The organism is Shewanella polaris (genome assembly GCF_006385555.1).
Taxonomy (GTDB): Bacteria; Pseudomonadota; Gammaproteobacteria; order Enterobacterales; family Shewanellaceae; genus Shewanella; species Shewanella polaris.
Window position 1 is genome coordinate 2,220,501 of record NZ_CP041036.1, and the last position, 16,799, is coordinate 2,237,299.

At 39.9% G+C, this 16,799-nt stretch carries 13 protein-coding genes and 1 pseudogene; 7 read left to right on the top strand and 7 right to left on the bottom strand.

Features of this window, described 5'->3' with window-relative positions:
- The first annotated feature begins 41 nt into the window (after positions 1-41).
- The 3 genes from FH971_RS09670 (at position 42) to FH971_RS09680 (ending at position 3,105) form a co-directional block, all read left to right on the top strand.
- Positions 42-875, top strand: coding sequence for an AAA family ATPase (locus FH971_RS09670; protein ID WP_140234167.1), 834 nt, complete (start codon positions 42-44; stop codon positions 873-875).
- Between the two features lie 6 nt (positions 876-881).
- Positions 882-2,054, top strand: a complete 1,173-nt coding sequence (locus FH971_RS09675) for a vWA domain-containing protein (RefSeq protein WP_137227152.1) — start codon at positions 882-884, stop codon at positions 2,052-2,054.
- Between the two features lie 142 nt (positions 2,055-2,196).
- A complete protein-coding gene (locus FH971_RS09680; RefSeq protein WP_140234168.1) occupies positions 2,197-3,105 on the top strand; it encodes a haloalkane dehalogenase in 909 nt (302 codons plus the stop codon).
- A gap of 82 nt (positions 3,106-3,187) precedes the next feature.
- On the opposite strand, the pseudogene FH971_RS09685 reads toward FH971_RS09680, so the two are convergent.
- A pseudogene (locus FH971_RS09685) lies at positions 3,188-4,809 on the bottom strand (NAD(P)/FAD-dependent oxidoreductase).
- Positions 4,810-5,213: 404 nt separating this feature from the next.
- On the opposite strand from FH971_RS09685, the gene FH971_RS09690 reads away from it, so the two are divergent.
- Complete coding sequence (locus tag FH971_RS09690) at positions 5,214-5,972, top strand: SGNH/GDSL hydrolase family protein (RefSeq protein ID WP_240778468.1); 759 nt, start codon at positions 5,214-5,216, stop codon at positions 5,970-5,972.
- A gap of 5 nt (positions 5,973-5,977) precedes the next feature.
- Here the strand turns inward: FH971_RS09690 and FH971_RS09695 are convergent, their stop codons facing one another.
- The 4 genes from FH971_RS09695 to FH971_RS09710 form a co-directional block, all read right to left on the bottom strand.
- Positions 5,978-7,081, bottom strand: coding sequence for a PQQ-dependent sugar dehydrogenase (locus FH971_RS09695; protein WP_140234170.1), 1,104 nt, complete (start codon positions 7,079-7,081; stop codon positions 5,978-5,980).
- Positions 7,082-7,139: 58 nt separating this feature from the next.
- Positions 7,140-7,925, bottom strand: a complete 786-nt coding sequence (locus FH971_RS09700; protein ID WP_140234171.1) for an alpha/beta fold hydrolase — start codon at positions 7,923-7,925, stop codon at positions 7,140-7,142.
- Positions 7,926-8,027: 102 nt separating this feature from the next.
- Positions 8,028-8,882 (bottom strand): crotonase/enoyl-CoA hydratase family protein, encoded by an 855-nt coding sequence (locus tag FH971_RS09705; protein WP_140234172.1) that lies wholly within the window; start codon positions 8,880-8,882, stop codon positions 8,028-8,030.
- Between the two features lie 10 nt (positions 8,883-8,892).
- Positions 8,893-9,585: a crotonase/enoyl-CoA hydratase family protein gene (locus FH971_RS09710; protein WP_140234173.1), complete on the bottom strand. Its 693-nt coding sequence runs from the start codon at positions 9,583-9,585 to the stop codon at positions 8,893-8,895.
- 713 nt (positions 9,586-10,298) lie between these two features.
- Here FH971_RS09710 and FH971_RS09715 point away from each other — a divergent pair.
- Positions 10,299-12,095, top strand: coding sequence for an acyl-CoA dehydrogenase C-terminal domain-containing protein (locus FH971_RS09715; protein WP_137227144.1), 1,797 nt, complete (start codon positions 10,299-10,301; stop codon positions 12,093-12,095).
- Positions 12,096-12,404: 309 nt separating this feature from the next.
- On the opposite strand, the gene FH971_RS09720 is transcribed toward FH971_RS09715, so the two are convergent.
- Positions 12,405-12,617: a TOBE domain-containing protein gene (locus FH971_RS09720; protein WP_137227143.1), complete on the bottom strand. Its 213-nt coding sequence runs from the start codon at positions 12,615-12,617 to the stop codon at positions 12,405-12,407.
- 330 nt (positions 12,618-12,947) lie between these two features.
- Between FH971_RS09720 and FH971_RS09725 the strand changes: the two genes are divergently transcribed.
- Entirely contained in the window at positions 12,948-14,687 is a 1,740-nt protein-coding gene (locus FH971_RS09725) for a DUF885 domain-containing protein (protein ID WP_140234174.1), read from the top strand.
- A 128-nt stretch (positions 14,688-14,815) separates the two neighbouring features.
- Here FH971_RS09725 and FH971_RS09730 read toward each other — a convergent pair whose 3' ends face one another.
- Positions 14,816-15,562, bottom strand: coding sequence for a phosphatase (locus FH971_RS09730; RefSeq protein ID WP_140234175.1), 747 nt, complete (start codon positions 15,560-15,562; stop codon positions 14,816-14,818).
- A gap of 517 nt (positions 15,563-16,079) precedes the next feature.
- On the opposite strand from FH971_RS09730, the gene FH971_RS09735 reads away from it, so the two are divergent.
- A complete protein-coding gene (locus FH971_RS09735) occupies positions 16,080-16,367 on the top strand; it encodes a sll1863 family stress response protein (RefSeq protein WP_137227140.1) in 288 nt (95 codons plus the stop codon).
- Positions 16,368-16,799 lie beyond the last annotated feature (432 nt).

The window sequence follows — 16,799 nt, forward strand, 5'->3', positions numbered from 1 at the left end:
TAATCAATAGCGATAAAGCAACATAAATAAAAAGGTTGACCATGTTTAAAAGTACAGATAACTACATTGCCTCAAACGAGCTTACTTTAGCGGTAAATGCCGCCATAGCCTTAGAAAAACCGTTATTAATTAAAGGCGAACCCGGTACTGGTAAAACTCAGTTAGCAGAAGAGTTAGCCCGCTCTTTGAATTGTAAACTGTATCAATGGCACATTAAGTCAACTACCAAGGCTCAACAAGGCCTTTACGAATATGATGCAGTATCACGCCTACGCGACAGCCAGTTAGGTGATGCTCGTGTGCATGACATTGGTAACTACATCGTTAAAGGTAAATTGTGGCAGGCGTTTGAAGAAGATCAGAGATCGATTTTATTGATTGATGAAATCGATAAAGCCGACATCGAGTTTCCTAACGATTTATTGCAAGAACTCGATAAAATGGAGTTTTATGTGTATGAAACTCAACAGGTTATCAAAGCTAAGCAACGTCCTATTATCATCATTACCTCTAACAACGAAAAAGAGCTGCCAGATGCGTTTTTAAGACGCTGTTTTTTCCATTACATTAAGTTTCCTACTAAAGATGAAATGGCAAAAATTATAGACGTGCATCATCCTAATGTTAAGCAGGACTTGTTACAGCAAGCATTAGAGGTATTTTTTGATTTACGTGATGTCAATGGGATTAAGAAAAAGCCTTCAACGTCAGAATTAATCGACTGGCTTAAACTGTTAATATCGGATGATATTTCTCAAGACATTTTGCTGAATAAACAATCAGACATCATTCCTTTGTTTGGTGCATTGCTTAAGAATGAACAAGACGTTTCATTAATTGAAAAGCTGGCTTTCATGAGCCGCAGAAACAGGTAGTGCATTGTGTTTATTGATTTTTTTCTGACCCTAAAAAAGCACAAAGTGCCTTGTAGCTTACGTGAGCTACTCGACTTGATTGCGTTATTAAAAGCTGGGGTTGTGTTTGCTGATGTCGAAGAGTTTTATAACCTTGCCAAAATTGTCATGGTTAAAGATGAAATCCACTATGACAAATACGACAACGCTTTTGCTGAGTATTTTAAAGGCATCGAAAGTATTGATATTTTCGATAAAATTCTACCTGAAGATTGGCTACGAAAGGAGTTTGAGAAGCACCTTTCTCAAGAAGAAAAAGACAAGCTTAAATCTTTAGGCGGGCTTGAAGAATTAATGAAGGCGTTAAAAGAACGTCTAGAAGAACAGAAAAAACGCCATGCTGGCGGTAACAAGTGGGTTGGCACTGGTGGCACTTCGCCCTTTGGAGCTTATGGCTATAACCCTGAAGGGATTAGAGTCGGCCAAGATAAAAACCGTAACAACAGTGCCGTGAAAGTGTGGGATAAGCGCGAGTTTAAAAACTTCGACCAAGACCGTGAACTCGGAACTAGAAACATTAAATTAGCGCTTAAAAAACTTAGAAAATTTGCCCGCACAGGGGCCAGTGAAAAACTTGATATCAATAAAACGATCCGTTCCACTGCACAAAATGGCGGCATGCTAGATGTGCACATGGAACCCGAACGTCACAACGCCGTTAAAGTGTTGATGTTTTTCGATATCGGTGGCTCTATGGATGATTATATTCATACATGTGAAGAGCTTTTTTCTGCCGCACACAGCGAGTTTAAGCATTTAAAATTTTTTTACTTCCATAACTGCGTGTATGACAAACTCTGGCAAGACAATAACCGCCGCTTTGATAACATGATTGATTTAGAAGAAGTCATCAGAACATTTGGCGCAGATTACAAAGTCATTTTTGTCGGTGATGCGACCATGGGGCCTTACGAGATTATCGCCAAAGGCGGTAGTGTTGAGCATTGGAATGAAAAGCCCGGCATTGAATACATGAATCAATTATTAGGTCATTTCAATAAAGTTGCCTGGCTTAATCCACAACCAGAAAGTCGATGGCCAATACATCATTCTATTTCCATTGTTCAGCAGTTAGTTAACAATAAAATGTATCCGTTAACCGTTGACGGCATAGGCCGCGCGATTAAAGATTTAAGTTAATAACAGCTCGTTTCATTAAGAACTGATCCCGTGACGTAAATACTCACAGGATTCAGTGCAGGCAAGCCATGCGGTTTATATAACTTGAAGTTAGTTTGCACAGATAATATTGATAGAAAACATAATAAGGAAGGGAAGTAATATGGAATTTTTACGCACCGACGACAGTTGTTTCGCCAATTTACCTGATTTCAATTTTGCTGCGAATTACTTAACTGTTGATGACACTGAAAGTGGTGAACTGAGAGTTCATTATCTTGATGAAGGCCCTAAGGATGCCGCACCAATATTGGTATTGCATGGTGAGCCAACGTGGAGCTTTTTGTATCGCAAAATGATCCCAATTCTTGTTAAAGCTGGTCATCGTGTTATCGCTCCTGATCTTATTGGTTTTGGCCGTTCAGATAAACCGACAAAACGTAACGATTATACCTATCAACGTCATGTTGATTGGATAAAGTCATTAATGCTGCAACTTAATCTCACCGACATTACCTTGGTTTGCCAAGATTGGGGCGGATTAATTGGGTTACGTTTAGCTGCTGAAGAAAGTCAGCGATTTGCACGAATAGTTTGTGCTAATACCATGTTGCCTACAGGTGACCATGAACCCGGTGAAGCGTTTCAAAAGTGGCGTCAGTTTTCACAAGACGTTGAAATATTCCCAACCGGTAACTTAATTAATAGTGCTTGTGTATCGACATTAACTGCGGAAGTTATTGCCGCTTACGATGCGCCGTTTCCGGATGAGAGTTACAAAGAAGGGGCGCGTCAATTTCCGTTATTAGTGCCAATAACGCCGGACGATCCTGCTGCAGATAAAAACCGCGCTGCATGGAAAGTATTGAGCCAGTGGCAAAAACCATTTTTAACGGCTTTTAGCGATTCAGACCCGATTACTGCCGGTGGTGATGCGTTGATGCAAAAGCTCATTCCTGGTACAAAAGGGCAAAAGCACACCACTATCGTTGCTGCCGGACATTTTTTGCAAGAGGATAAAGGTGAATTGTTAGCTGATGTTGTAGTACAATTTATTGCAGATAACCGCTAAATTTTATACAAAAAAGAGCAACCAATATGGTTGCTCTTTTTGTTTAACTGATAAGTTGAACAGGTTTCAAAACGACAAAAAACTAGTTGTTGGTCATTTCTTTAATCATGTCTAAAGCAACGGCTTCGGCAATACTGATGCCGTCGATACCAGCCGATAAAATTCCACCAGCATAACCAGCGCCTTCACCTGCAGGGTATAAACCTTTGGTGTTAATACTTTGGTAAATCCGGACCACGTTTAATTTGTACTGGTGATGATGTACGGGTTTCAACGCCGGTTAACATGGCATCTTTACTATCAAAACCACGAATTTTCTTACCAAAAGCAGGTATGGCCTCACGGATTGCATCAATGGCAAACTCCGGTAACGCATCGCTTAAATCGGTCATTTTCACATTAGGCTTGTAAGATGGCTCAACGTTTTTCAAACGGTTTGCCATTACCAGCGGCTAAAAAGTCGCCGACCATTTGTGCTGGTGCATCGTAATTGCTGCCACCCATAACATAGGCATTGCGCTCCAATTTACGTTGCAGCGCGATACCTTGCAGTGGATCGTTGTCAAAATCACTTGGATCAATCCCAACCACAATGGCACTGTTGGCATTTCGCTCACTTCGTGAGTATTGGCTCATACCATTGGTCACTACTGCATGTTCTTCTGATGTTGCTGCCACCACCACACCACCAGGGCACATACAAAAGCTGTAAACACTGCGACCACTTTTACAATGATGGACTAACTTATAATCTGCAGCACCTAACATTGGGTGACCAGCGTTAATGCCAAAACGATCTTTATCGATCATCTCTTGTTTGTGTTCAATACGAAAGCCAATCGAAAACGATTGTGCCTGCATATACACACCTTTATCATGCAACATTTGGAAAGTATCACGGGCACTGTGACCAATTGCAGCAATAATATGTTTAGAATGCAGCACTTCGCCATTTCTAAGGGTGACACCTATAACTTGGCGATCGCTAATATTGATTTCGTCAACCCGAGTTTCAAAGCGAATTTCACCGCCTAAACGGATGATTTCGCGGCGCATTTTTTCTACCATAGTGACCAATTTAAAGGTACCTATGTGAGGCTTACTTACATAAATAATTTCTGCTGGTGCGCCAGCGGCCACAAATTCTTGTTTTACTTTCAGGCCTTTAAATCCTGGATCTTTTACTTGGCTGTATAACTTTCCATCGGAGAATGTACCAGCGCCACCTTCGCCAAATTGTACATTTGATTCAGTGTCTAACTCACTGGTACGCCAAAAGCGGAAGGTATCTTTAGCGCGTTCGTGGACTGATTTACCACGCTCTAAAATAATCGGATTAAAACCCATTTGTGCCAGAATAAGTCCAACAAATAAGCCACATGGTCCCATGCCAATGACCAATGGACGTTCAGTTAACCCTTCTGGTGCCGTAGCAACATACTTATAATCAGTATCTGGGGAAACGCGGATATTTTGATCGTCAGCAAGCGATGTCAATAATGCTGCTTCATCAACATTGGTTAATGTCACATCTAATGTATAAATTAACCAAATTAAATTCTTTTTACGGGCATCGTAGCCACGCTTAAACACATGTATATCAACCAGCTGATCCGCTGAGATAGAGAGCCTTTGCAAAACGAGTTCTTGCAGCGCATCTTCATTATGGTCGAGAGGCAATTTTACTTGGTTTAAACGGATCATGATTTACCTAAAAAGAGACTTAAAAAACAGCGCGTAGTTTACGTGATTTAACCTTAAAATGAAATTACCTATTGATGTCATATGCCATACAGTCAGGTTCTATTAACGATAAAGATAAAATTACGTTCGTGGTTGAGTATGTTGGTCTTCGTGGTATTTCGTCTACAGTATTGATTTAGTGCTAAATGGCAACTTAGCTGATGGCTAATTCTCTTTGATCCGTAACTTTTACAGTGATAAATGCTATCGCATTATCAGGGGAAACAAGTTATGTTATTTCATTTGTAAAATTAACAGCTTAGTTGCTAAGGTGTTTTTTAGTAATCTGTTTAGATAATGTGTTTTGATATTTGTCGTGGACTGAGTTGAAGGGATTAACAATGTTACATCAGGGAATAACAATCATGCTGGCCCCAGTATTACTATTACAAGGGCTTAAGGTTCGCCGTACCACGCCAAAACTGCCTGAACCTGAAGGGGAAAGAATAGGGAAAACTGGACCTAATCCTACCTTGAGTTTGTTGATTTTAGGCGATTCAGCCGCAGCAGGCGTTGGAGTGTCAAACCAACAACACGCGCTGTTAGGGCAGGTTGTTGAGCAATTAAGCCCGCAACTTGAGCTCAGTTATGCTTTATTTGCCAAAACTGGTTCTACGACATCGACCACGTTACACGCCTTACATGAACACATTAATACCGAACACCCGATCCTCGGGCAAAAGCATTACGATGTTATTGTGACATCACTCGGTGTGAATGATATTACCTCATCAGTGAGCTGCGAAAAGTGGTTACAGCAGCAAAAAGAGTTATTTGAACTCATAGCAAAACAATATCAACCAAAATTGATTTTAGTCACGGCTTTACCACCTCTGGGTTTATTTCCTGCATTACCCCATCCACTTCGTTGGAGTTTAGGCCAGCGCGCAAATCAATTTAATCGTCAATTACAACAACTGCTCATTAAGTTGAATCAACAAGTCGATTTACCCACAGATTTCAGATTAATTAAATTACCACTGGAAAACCCACAACCCGACATCACTATGCTGGAGTTTATGCGCCAAGTGATGGCTACCGATGGGTTTCATCCAGGTGCACCAATCTATTCAGCGTGGGCTAATTTGGTTGTTGAGCAGATCCAGGATAAAGAATCTGCATAGAACACTTACTGTTTTTTGTAACTGATCCGATAAATCGCATTGGCAAAGTCATCAGAAATAAGGATAGAACCATCTGCCAGTGTCACAACATCGACAGGGCGGCCCCAACTGTCTTCTCCTTCAAGCCACCCTGTAGCAAACGGCTTATAGTCAATCACTTTATTCCCCTCAAGTGCCACTTGCATAATACGATAACCCACTTTGTTAGTGCGATTCCACGAGCCGTGTTGGGCAATTAGGATTGATTGTTTGAAAGCAGCAGGGAATTGATTACCTTGGTAAAACTCCATGCCTAATGCAGCAACATGTGCACCCAAAGTTAATACGGGAGGTGTGTTAAGTTTGGCGATTTTTGGGTTAGTAAAATCTGGGTCGGCAATATCTGTGTTATGAATATAAGGAAAACCAAAGTGTTGACCTGTTTTGCTAACACGATTAAGTTCATCATCGGGTAAATCATCGCCCATCAAGTCGCGGCCATTATCAGTAAACCATAACTCACCTGTTTGCGGATGGAAATCAAACCCGACACTGTTGCGTACACCTTGGGCCACAATAGTGGTTTGCTTAGTCTCAAGGTTTAATTGCAAAATACTGGCAAAGGGCAGTTGGCTTTCACACACATTACAAGGCGCTCCAACCGGAATATATAAGTTTCCATCTGGGCCAAATGAGATAAATTTCCAACCGTGATGAGACTTATTGGGAAGTTTGTCATAAACCAATTCGGGTTTAGGAATAATGGGTAATGATGTCTCAATAGCTGGGTAACGCCAGATTTTATCCACTTCAGCGACATATAGGCTGCCGTTATGGTAAGCAAGTCCGGATGGCATAAACAAATCTGTCGCAATAACAATTTTTTTATCGGCTTTAAAGTCATTATCACTGTCTATAAGCGCATAAACATTGCCTGCTTTACGACTACCTACAAAAACAGTTCCGTTTTCACCAAGGGCCATCTGGCGCGCATTATCTACATTCTCGGCATATACATCAATGGTAAATCCTGCAGGTAATTGAATTTTATCCAGTGGCAATGCATGTGTTGAATATGAGACACCTAAAGTCAGGCTTAAGGTAGCTAACAAACTGATTGGTTTAATCATATTGGTGCCTCTTATGTAGATTAATTTTAGATATTATTGACGAGTACTAAGGTAATTATTACCAGTCCTTAATGATATGTTTAACCATATTGGCGGTGTTTTCCGGTTGCTCTAGTGGAAACATATGTCCACCTTTTGGAAGCGTCATTAACTCAATGTCGTTTAGTTTGGCAAACCGAATAAAGTGCTTAATTGGGAATATCTTAGTATTTTCACCGTATATCAGTTTAGCGGGTACCGTTAACTTGTTTTTATATTGTGTTAAATTCGTCGGTAAATGCCTAAATATGTCAGCTTCTACAGCGGGTGAGAAACTCAGCTCTAAACGCTTATTTCGCTGTACTACGCTCGATGATACATAGTCTTGTAAGCAGCGAGAATCGAAATTTTTAAACAAAGTTTTCTGTGAAAAATAATCAACCAAGTTAGTGCTTTCTGGCCAGTGATCCTGACGTGTTTTGGCTTTACCCGCTGGCGAAAGCTTATCAATGTAAGGTGTACGTTTAATAAAGCTCAACAGATGTGAAAATGCCCCGGTGACAACTGGCGGATCTAACATCACTAAGCCCCGAAAAAGCTCGGGATGTTGGCAGGCTGCAATAAACGAAATAACGCCACCAAATGAATGCCCTACGCAAATCACCTTTTCATCTTGCTTCTTAATAAATTCAACAAGTTCTGTGACTAAGTGTTGCCAGTTACTGTGTATTGGGTACAGAGCATTATGGCCAAACTGATTATGGGCAACAGTACGAAAGTCATTATCAAATTCTTGTAGAAACGTTTTATAGCTACCGGCGGGGAAGCCATTGGCATGCACGAGGTTGATCAATGGTTTAGTCATAGTATCTCTAAAGGCTAAGCACTACTTGCTGTTAAATTAATTCACTCAACAATCTCGTTGAGTGAGTTTTTTATCAACAAATAGCGCTGTAATGTCCAATGCTTAGAATATTTTTAAAGGATCGATTTGGGTTAACTCTTCAAATTCTGGCGCACGATTTTGCGCTTTAGCTTTGAAGATTTCCATCATGTCGTTTTGTGGTTGGAACATGCCGCTTTGCCATACCGACATGTATTTCAAGCTATCTTCGACACTATGATCTCGGGCATAGTTGATCATCTCTTTACAACCGGTAACGGCTAAAGGCGAGCGGGCAGCAATCTCTGCAGCAATATCTAATACAGCGGTGAGCATTGATGCTTGGTCTTCATACACGTGATTAACTAATCCGGCATCTTTGGCTTCTGTTGCAGGCATTCTTCGACCTGTGTAGGCCAATTCTTTGGCTAATCCAATTGAAATCAATTTAGGTAAACGCTGTAAGGTACCCACGTCAGCAGTCATGCCGAGTTTGGTTTCTTCAATACTGAAAAAAGCATCTCTGGTGCAATAGCGACAATCAGCCGCGGTGACCATATCAACCGCGCCACCAATACAGCCACCTTGAATAGCCATGAGTATAGGCATACGTGCAGTTTCAAGCACATTGAAGCAATCTTGTAACTTGAGGACTAAACGGCGTAATTGGTCGTGTTTCCGGCCTAATTCAATATTGTCGTCACCATTATTTGCACTGAATACAGCTAAGTCCATACCGGCACTAAAATGCTTACCCGTAGAGGAGATGACAATGGCGCGAGCAGCGGATTGATTATTGATTTCCTGTATAACGCTTGGAAACTCATGCCAAAAATCGACGTTCATTGAATTTAATGCATCGGGTCTATTAAGAATGATGTGGGCGACTTTATCGTTAATGTCGACTGTGAGCGTTTGGTAGGTCTTTTGCGATATCATATTTATATCCTTATAAATTCAATGTAATAAGCTTATCTTGCTCTATTGCTGCATCCAAAGAGGCGAGAATGGCCTGACGTTCTTTTAATTTGGTTCCTAAATGCGCCGGCATATTTAAGGTTTGCATGTGTTTAGCAACAGCATGGGCAGTATCCATGAGTTGATCGGGCGCAACCACTTGATCAAGAAATCCAGCTAATACAGCTTGTTCTGGCGCAAATAACTCTGCATTGATGACAGCGCGGGACAGATAATTTTGTGGAATACGATTTCGCGCAATTTCAATGCCAGCCTGATGCATTGTCATGCCTATTGCGACTTCGTTAAGACCGATCTTAAATGGCCCCGTGCTGCCAATACGATAATCACAGCTGAGTAGCAAAAATGCACCTTTGGCGATGGCATGGCCTGAACAGGCACCTATAATTGGGGTCGGGAATGCAAGCATTCTGCGGGCTAACGTTGAGCCTGCTGTGACTAATGCAATTGCGGCTTCAGCGCTTTGTTTCATTGTTTTAAGATCGTAGCCACCAGATAAAATGCCTGGCTGGCCCGTTATTATCACCACCGCATTTTGTTGTTCTGCGTGGTCTAATGCACTGTTAATTTGGCCGATGACTTCCGGCGATATTGCGTTAACTTTACCATTATTCAAGGTAATAACGTGCACATTGTTTTCGATTGTTACGGTGATAAGTTCCATTGTTTGCCTTTTATTATTCTAATAAACAGTGCTAATTTAGCGTTGTTCTGTACCATTATCTACTCGAGTTTTAATAACTAATTCATACAGGGTGGCTTCTTCAGATGAAGCATAACGACCACCATAAACTTGAATGGACTGTGTATGCCAGCAGTTTCAATCGTATCTCTATCTGAACCGGACTAATCCTTATTGAACTGCCTTGTTAATATATTGATTTACTGTGCAAATGTATGACGCATAGCGTTCTTGTTTGTAATCTAAAAATAAGTTTTTACCACTTATAGTGAACTATTAACCGCCAAATCATGCTAGGTGGTGTTTTAAAATCAAACAAATCAATTGTTTTAATAAGTAACTATTCATATAAGGAATAATAGGAGTAAAAATATTGTTTTGTATCATTAAGGTTCGCTATAAGAAGCAATATTACGTAATTCTTATTATTTTAGCTGTGGCTAATGTTATATATAAGCATCGACATAGGCCCAATTATGCTTTATAAAAGATCATTCAAACAAGTGTATGATTCAAACGGATGTGTGAATTTGGCTGCTGTATAAGTAAAATGAATGTGTATCTATAATTAATATGCATTTGGATAATACTAGCCGTTCCCTTAGCATGAGAGTTAACCGTAATTATGCGTTTGAACAAATATAACAAAAAGACTCTTAACCCTTTATTCTAGATATTATTTTTGGAGAGCAACAATGCCGGAATACAAAACCCCTATTCGTGATATTAAATTTGTTATGCAAGAGCTACTTGATTGCGAAACTCACTATCAACATTTAGGTTACCAAGACGCAAGCCTTGATATGGTTGATGCAATTATTGGTGAGGCCGCAAAATTAACAGAAGAGGTCGTTGCTCCCTTAAACCAAATCGGCGATCAACAAGGCTGTACTTGGAAAGACGGTGTAGTCACTACTCCAGACGGATTTAAAGAAGCATATGCCCAATATGTTGAAGGCGGATGGCCAACGCTATCTCAGTCTGAAGAATTTGGTGGTCAAGGTTTACCACATTCTCTCAACATCAGCATCGCAGAGATGTTTTCTAGTGCAAACCATAGTTTTGCAATGTACCCAGGATTAAGTCATGGCGCATTGGCTACAATAGAAGCCCATGGTACAGACGCTCAAAAACAACAGTTTATGCCAAACCTTGTAGAAGGTAAGTGGACCGGAACAATGTGCTTAACAGAGCCGCATTGTGGTACAGATTTAGGCATGCTGCGCACGAAGGCAGAGCTTAATGATGATGGCAGTTATTCGTTAACCGGCACTAAAATCTTTATCTCAGCAGGTGAGCATGATCTGTCAGATAACATTGTTCATATCGTTATTGCCCGCGTACCCGGTGCACCAGAAGGTAATAAAGGCATTTCATTATTTATCGTGCCTAAGTTTAACGTTAATGATGATGGCACAATTTCAGACAGAAATGGCGTAAGTTGTGGTTCAATTGAACATAAAATGGGTATTAATGGTAATGCCACTTGTGTGATCAATTTTGATGGTGCTAAAGGACATTTGATTGGCGAACTTAATCGAGGCCTAAAATGCATGTTCACCTTCATGAATGCAGCCCGAATAGGTGTTGCCAGTGAAGGTGTTGCCGCTGCAGAAGCATCATTTCAAGGTGCATTAGCTTACGCGAAAGACCGTTTACAAATGCGTTCAATCAGCGGGGTTAAAAACCCTAACGGCCCTGCGGATCCGATTATTGTCCATCCAGATGTGCGTAGAATGTTGTTAACCCAAAAGTCTATTGCTGAAGGTGGACGTGCGTTAATTTCATATTTAGCTCAGCTGGTTGATATTGGCCATGCTGAAAAAGATGCAGCAGTTAAAGCTGATGCGGAAACAAAATTAGCGTTATTAACGCCGATAGCAAAAGCCTTTCTTACTGAATTAGGTTTTGAATGTACTAGTCATGGTGTACAAATTTTCGGTGGACATGGCTTTATCAAAGAGTGGGGCATGGAACAGTTAATGCGCGATACTAAAATTAGTTGCCTATATGAAGGCACTACCGGTATTCAAGCATTAGATTTATTGGCTCGCAAAATTATTGGTACTCAAGGCGAAGTGTTAAAGCCTTTCTCTAAAGACGTTACTGTATTCTGCCAACAAAATATAGAAAACCCTGCAATGGCAGAGTTTATTAAACCCATTATGGCTTATGCAAAAGAGTGGCATGAACTGACCGTACTTATCGGTGGTAAAGCGATGAAGAACCCTGATGAAATTGGTGGTGCATCTGTTGACTACCTCATGTATGCAGGTTACGTAACGTTAGCATTCTTCTGGGCCAAAATGGCTAAGGTGGCTCAAGATAAACTTGCAGCCGGCACAACAGAAACGGCGTTCTATGAAGCTAAAATCAAAACAGCACAATTTTATATGCAACGTATGTTACCAAGAGCTAAAGGCCACGCAGCTTGTATTCAAAATGGTGTAGATTCTATGATGGCACTTAGCAGCGATGATTTTGCCTTTTAATTAGAGTGTTACAACTCAGATAGAATGGCTGGTATGTTGATTTTGTTTGATAGCCCGCAAAGCAACTAGTTGTTAAGTCGATGGTTAATTTCAGAATAAAAAACCGTAACCTTATGTGTTGCGGTTTTTTTATTTGTCCAACCAAGGCAATTAAAAAGCTCCTTCTTGTTACTAACGTTTCCGTTTCAGTAACAAGAAGGAGCTTTCTTTGAATCAACAGATCTGAGAAAACAAAAAATATTTAAAGAATTTCATTAACAGATGAAATTATAAATAATATAACGTTGCCTACCCAGTTAACAACTCTGTCTAGCCATCAATTCCAAGCATCACATTTGATGCTTTTACGATTGCATATGCAGTTGAACCCACTTTTAAATTAAGAGATTTAACGGCTTCGTTGGTAATAATAGAAGCGATCTGCTCACCACCTGATAATTCAATCATAATTTCTGAATTAACGGCGCCAGCTTGGATCGTTTTAACAGTCCCTTTCAATTGGTTTCTAGCACTTATTTTCATGTCTTTCTCCATTTTTTGGCCTATTACTCACAGACCTAACATTAATAAAATATAAAATCCATTGTAGCGGTATTAGTTTAAAAAACAGCTCATCTAAAACAGAAAACCAAGCTTGATCACATAAATTAGTGATGTAGCTTTAAATTTCTTCTCTCGTATTGGAAATTTAACAGTAGTAATCCCTAAAATCTACTAATCGAGCTAATCGAGCTTCAGGGGGAGAAGATCAATTACTCAGTTGATTATTTTAGACAGTGTCACATCGGACTTGAATTCGGGTATAGTAATTACTTCATCATTATTTTGTAATAAGAGAAAGGGATTAAGTCGATGTCAGCTAAAATATTCACTTCCGTGATTCCACTACTTGCTTTACTTCCGTTAACATCATCAGCAAGTTCTTGGGTTGATGTCAGTAATCAATACACCAACAAACAAATACAAATTGCCAGTCAGTTTCAACCAGAAATGGCCAGTTCTATTGGGATAACAGAAGTTGATACTCAGTGCAGTAACATTACCGCAGCACAAAATAAGAAATTTATCGCTTCGCTGAAATCCAGTAAAAAAAGGTTACAACAGGCTCTTAAAACAGAAACATTAATGCCTGTACGTCAAGACCTTAATATTATTATCGATGATATTGATCAAGCCATCGCGACTGATTATTTAGATAATAAATACATGTTACCTTGGGTTGATGTACCTTTAATTATATTTAGTGGTGTATCGGCATTATTAGATGAACAAATGCCAAATGCTCGAAAGCAGGCAGCTATGGCACGCCTTGCTTGTTATGTAGGTAAAGCAGGGCAACCAGCACTCACCGAACAAGCCAAAAATTTATTTGAAACAGCCCTAACCAATAAAAACTTAATCGGCCCTACAAAAGAAGAAGTTAGTCAAGCGTTAGCAAGAACCGATACTTTAATAAATGGTTTACAACAATTATTTGATGACAATAAATTCAGCAAAGCTGATGACAACATGCTGCTGCTAAAAAAACAAATTGAAGATTACCGTCAATGGGCTGAAAAAACCGTTATCCCGAACACTCGAGATGACTTTAGATTACCTCCAGAAATTTACGCCTTAAAACTCAAAACAGTTGGTATAGACATAGCACCCGAGTTATTAATTGAGCGTGCTAAAGCAAGTTACATGATAACCAAAGCCAATATGCAGGCACTTGCTCCATTAGTGGCGAAAAAATTCGATTTACCATCAGATGATTATCGTGATGTCATCAAAGAACTTAAAAAAGTGTCTTTGGCAAACGAAAAAATTGAGCCGTATTATCATGAAATAAATAAAAAGCTCGAGCACATGATTAGTGAACATCATGTGGTTGATTTACCTAAACGCGATATGCTGATGCGACTTGCCACTGAAGCTGAAGCAGCTGGTAGTCCAGCACCTCATATGGTACCACCACCATTTATTGGTAATACGGGTGAACAGGGACAATTTATTCTTACAACGGGTAACCCTGCATTAAGTGGAGACGCGGCTTATGATGACTTTAATTTTAACGCGGTTGCTTATACCTTAAGTGCCCATGAAGGCCGACCTGGTCATGAATTACAATTCTCGGTAATGTTAGAACAAGGTGTATCTCTCGCTCGTGTTTATTATGCATTTAACAGTGTGAATGTTGAGGGTTGGGCACTTTATGCCGAAGCAGAAATGTTGCCGTATTTACCTATTGAAGCACAGCTTATTGCACTTCAACATCGCTTATTACGTAATGCGCGCGCGATGTTAGATCCAATGTTGAATTTAGGACTAACGTCCAAAGACAACGCCTACACTTTATTGCGTAATGAAGTTGTGCTTTCGAAAGCCGCAACGAAACAAGAAGTTGATCGATACACCATGAGAATGCCTGGTCAAGCTGGTAGTTACTTCTATGGTTTAACAAAGTTGCTAGAGATTAGGGCTGAAGTCGAAATAGCCCTAGGAGATAAGTTTGATCGTTTAGCATTTAATAATTTCGTGTTAAAACAAGGTTTGATCCCACCAAAATTGATGGCAGAAGCCGTCAACAAACACTTTTTGGCTAAAGACTAATATTGTTTGTCATTGATACAAAACTCAATCCCATTTAAATTATCTATTTGAATGGGATTTTTATTTTGTGTAATGGTCATGTTCACTATAGGTAAAGCAGCAATTTACAGATCATCACATTAGGTTATTTATTCCATCAAAATGGAATATTCATCTGACAAGCTATGACCTCTAGTGGACAGAAAGCTTAATAAGGCTTCAGGGCTTCGGTTAAGTAAACGTTCAATGGGGAAATCTACCGCTTCAATAACCTCTATCGATTTTTCAAACTCACCTAAACTAAAAGCAACATGAGAATCTGACCCCATAACAAGTAAGCCGCCGGCGTCTTTAACGGCATTGGCAATGTCTGTACAGTTACACAAGCTACCTTTTCTTGAGGTCAAAAAAGATGAGTTGTTGATTTCAAGCGCGACATTATGTTTTGCCGCCGCTTTAGCTACGCTATTTATGTCTATGGGATAAGCTGGATTACCCGGATGAGTAATGATATCGACATGACCGCTTTCAATGCAGTTGATTAATGCACGAGTGTGAAGCTCTTTTGTAGATGGCGGGAACACCGGCTCATGAAAACCTGCCAATACGATATCGAGCTGTTGCAAATAATCACCAAAAAAATCAATGTCACCCTGTTCATTCTTTATATTTGCTTCAATACCTCGGAGCATGCCAATACCATCTACTATTCTAGGTAGCACTCGCATATTCACAAAATGCCAAAAGTGGGGAGCATCTGCCATATCTGGGCCATGATCGGTAATGGAAAATAGCTTGATACCTTTTTCTTTTGCAACAGAAAAGTAATCATGCACCGTACTATATGCATGGGTTGAAGCGATGGTATGAGCGTGAGTATCAACAAGGAATTTCATGACAAGTCTCGTTGTTTGAATCAAAAAATAGACAGTAATACTACTCCTTTAACTGCGCTTTCTCTATGATCTATCAAGGATTGCTTGCTAAAGAGTGCCAAAGAGTAGGCGTCCATGCTACAGCGCCAGATAAGCAACCACTTAGCTGGCAATTGCATATATCGATAATGCCTATAAATCACACCATAAATATATTATTGCCTGTGAAGCAAACAGCCGTTTCAACGTATTTATTCCGGTTGATGTAACGCATTCGCTTGATGAATTGGTTGCATGCTTACAAATGAAGTAACAGTATTCGTTAGCAGAAAACTTGCAAGCAGTTCCATTAAAATCCCTTCATAACGATATTACATGAACAAGGAATAATGAGGCATAAGTGAGCAATATGCCGTCTTGCGTGGTAACGTAAATTTATGCTGGTAAATAACGTAATGCGCTTAGGGCCAGTGATTCAAATAATGTAGAAACAGTATAAAATTTATAACGTAACTATTTTTTTAAAAGGACAATCATTATGAGCAAGAAACAAGCATACGAAAAAAAATTACAGGCGCAACTTGACGAATGGAGCGCGGATATAGACAAACTTAAAGCAAAAGCAGACGCTGCAACCGCTGATAAACAGCTTGAATACTACAAAAAAATAGAGGAACTTCAGTCTATGCAGGACAATGCCAATAAAAGGCTTACCGAGCTTAAACAGGCTGGTGACGATGCTTGGGAAGACATTAAAGTTGGTATTGATAGCGCATGGGATTCGCTTGCTACGGCATTTAAGTCTGCGACGTCAAGATTCAAATAAATGTGTTAGATAAACATATTAGAGTTAAAAGTTCTCCTGCATTATGGCGACCAATCATTATTGTGTTTATACACAAAATGATACAAGGAAGTATTAAAATTGGTCGGCATAGCACCGATAAATAGATTTAAATGAAGCTTAAAAATTGCAACAGGTTAGATAATTGCGGTTTCGCGATTGGATTACCTAAACACGTCACCTTATACATTGACTCTATAGCACTATGAGCATTTCTACTACGCTTAAAGAAACTAGTGTAAGTGTCTTTTCGGTGCGATTGAACTGGGCTACCTTGCAATGGTCATTAATACTCACGAGTGTGTTACCCTTCAATTGTTCATAGCGTCGATAAGCACAGCTGAGTGACGTCTGCAGGTTTCGTTTAGTCGTCAGCTTTTACATTGATCATGTTCAGCTATGTTGATATTAAAA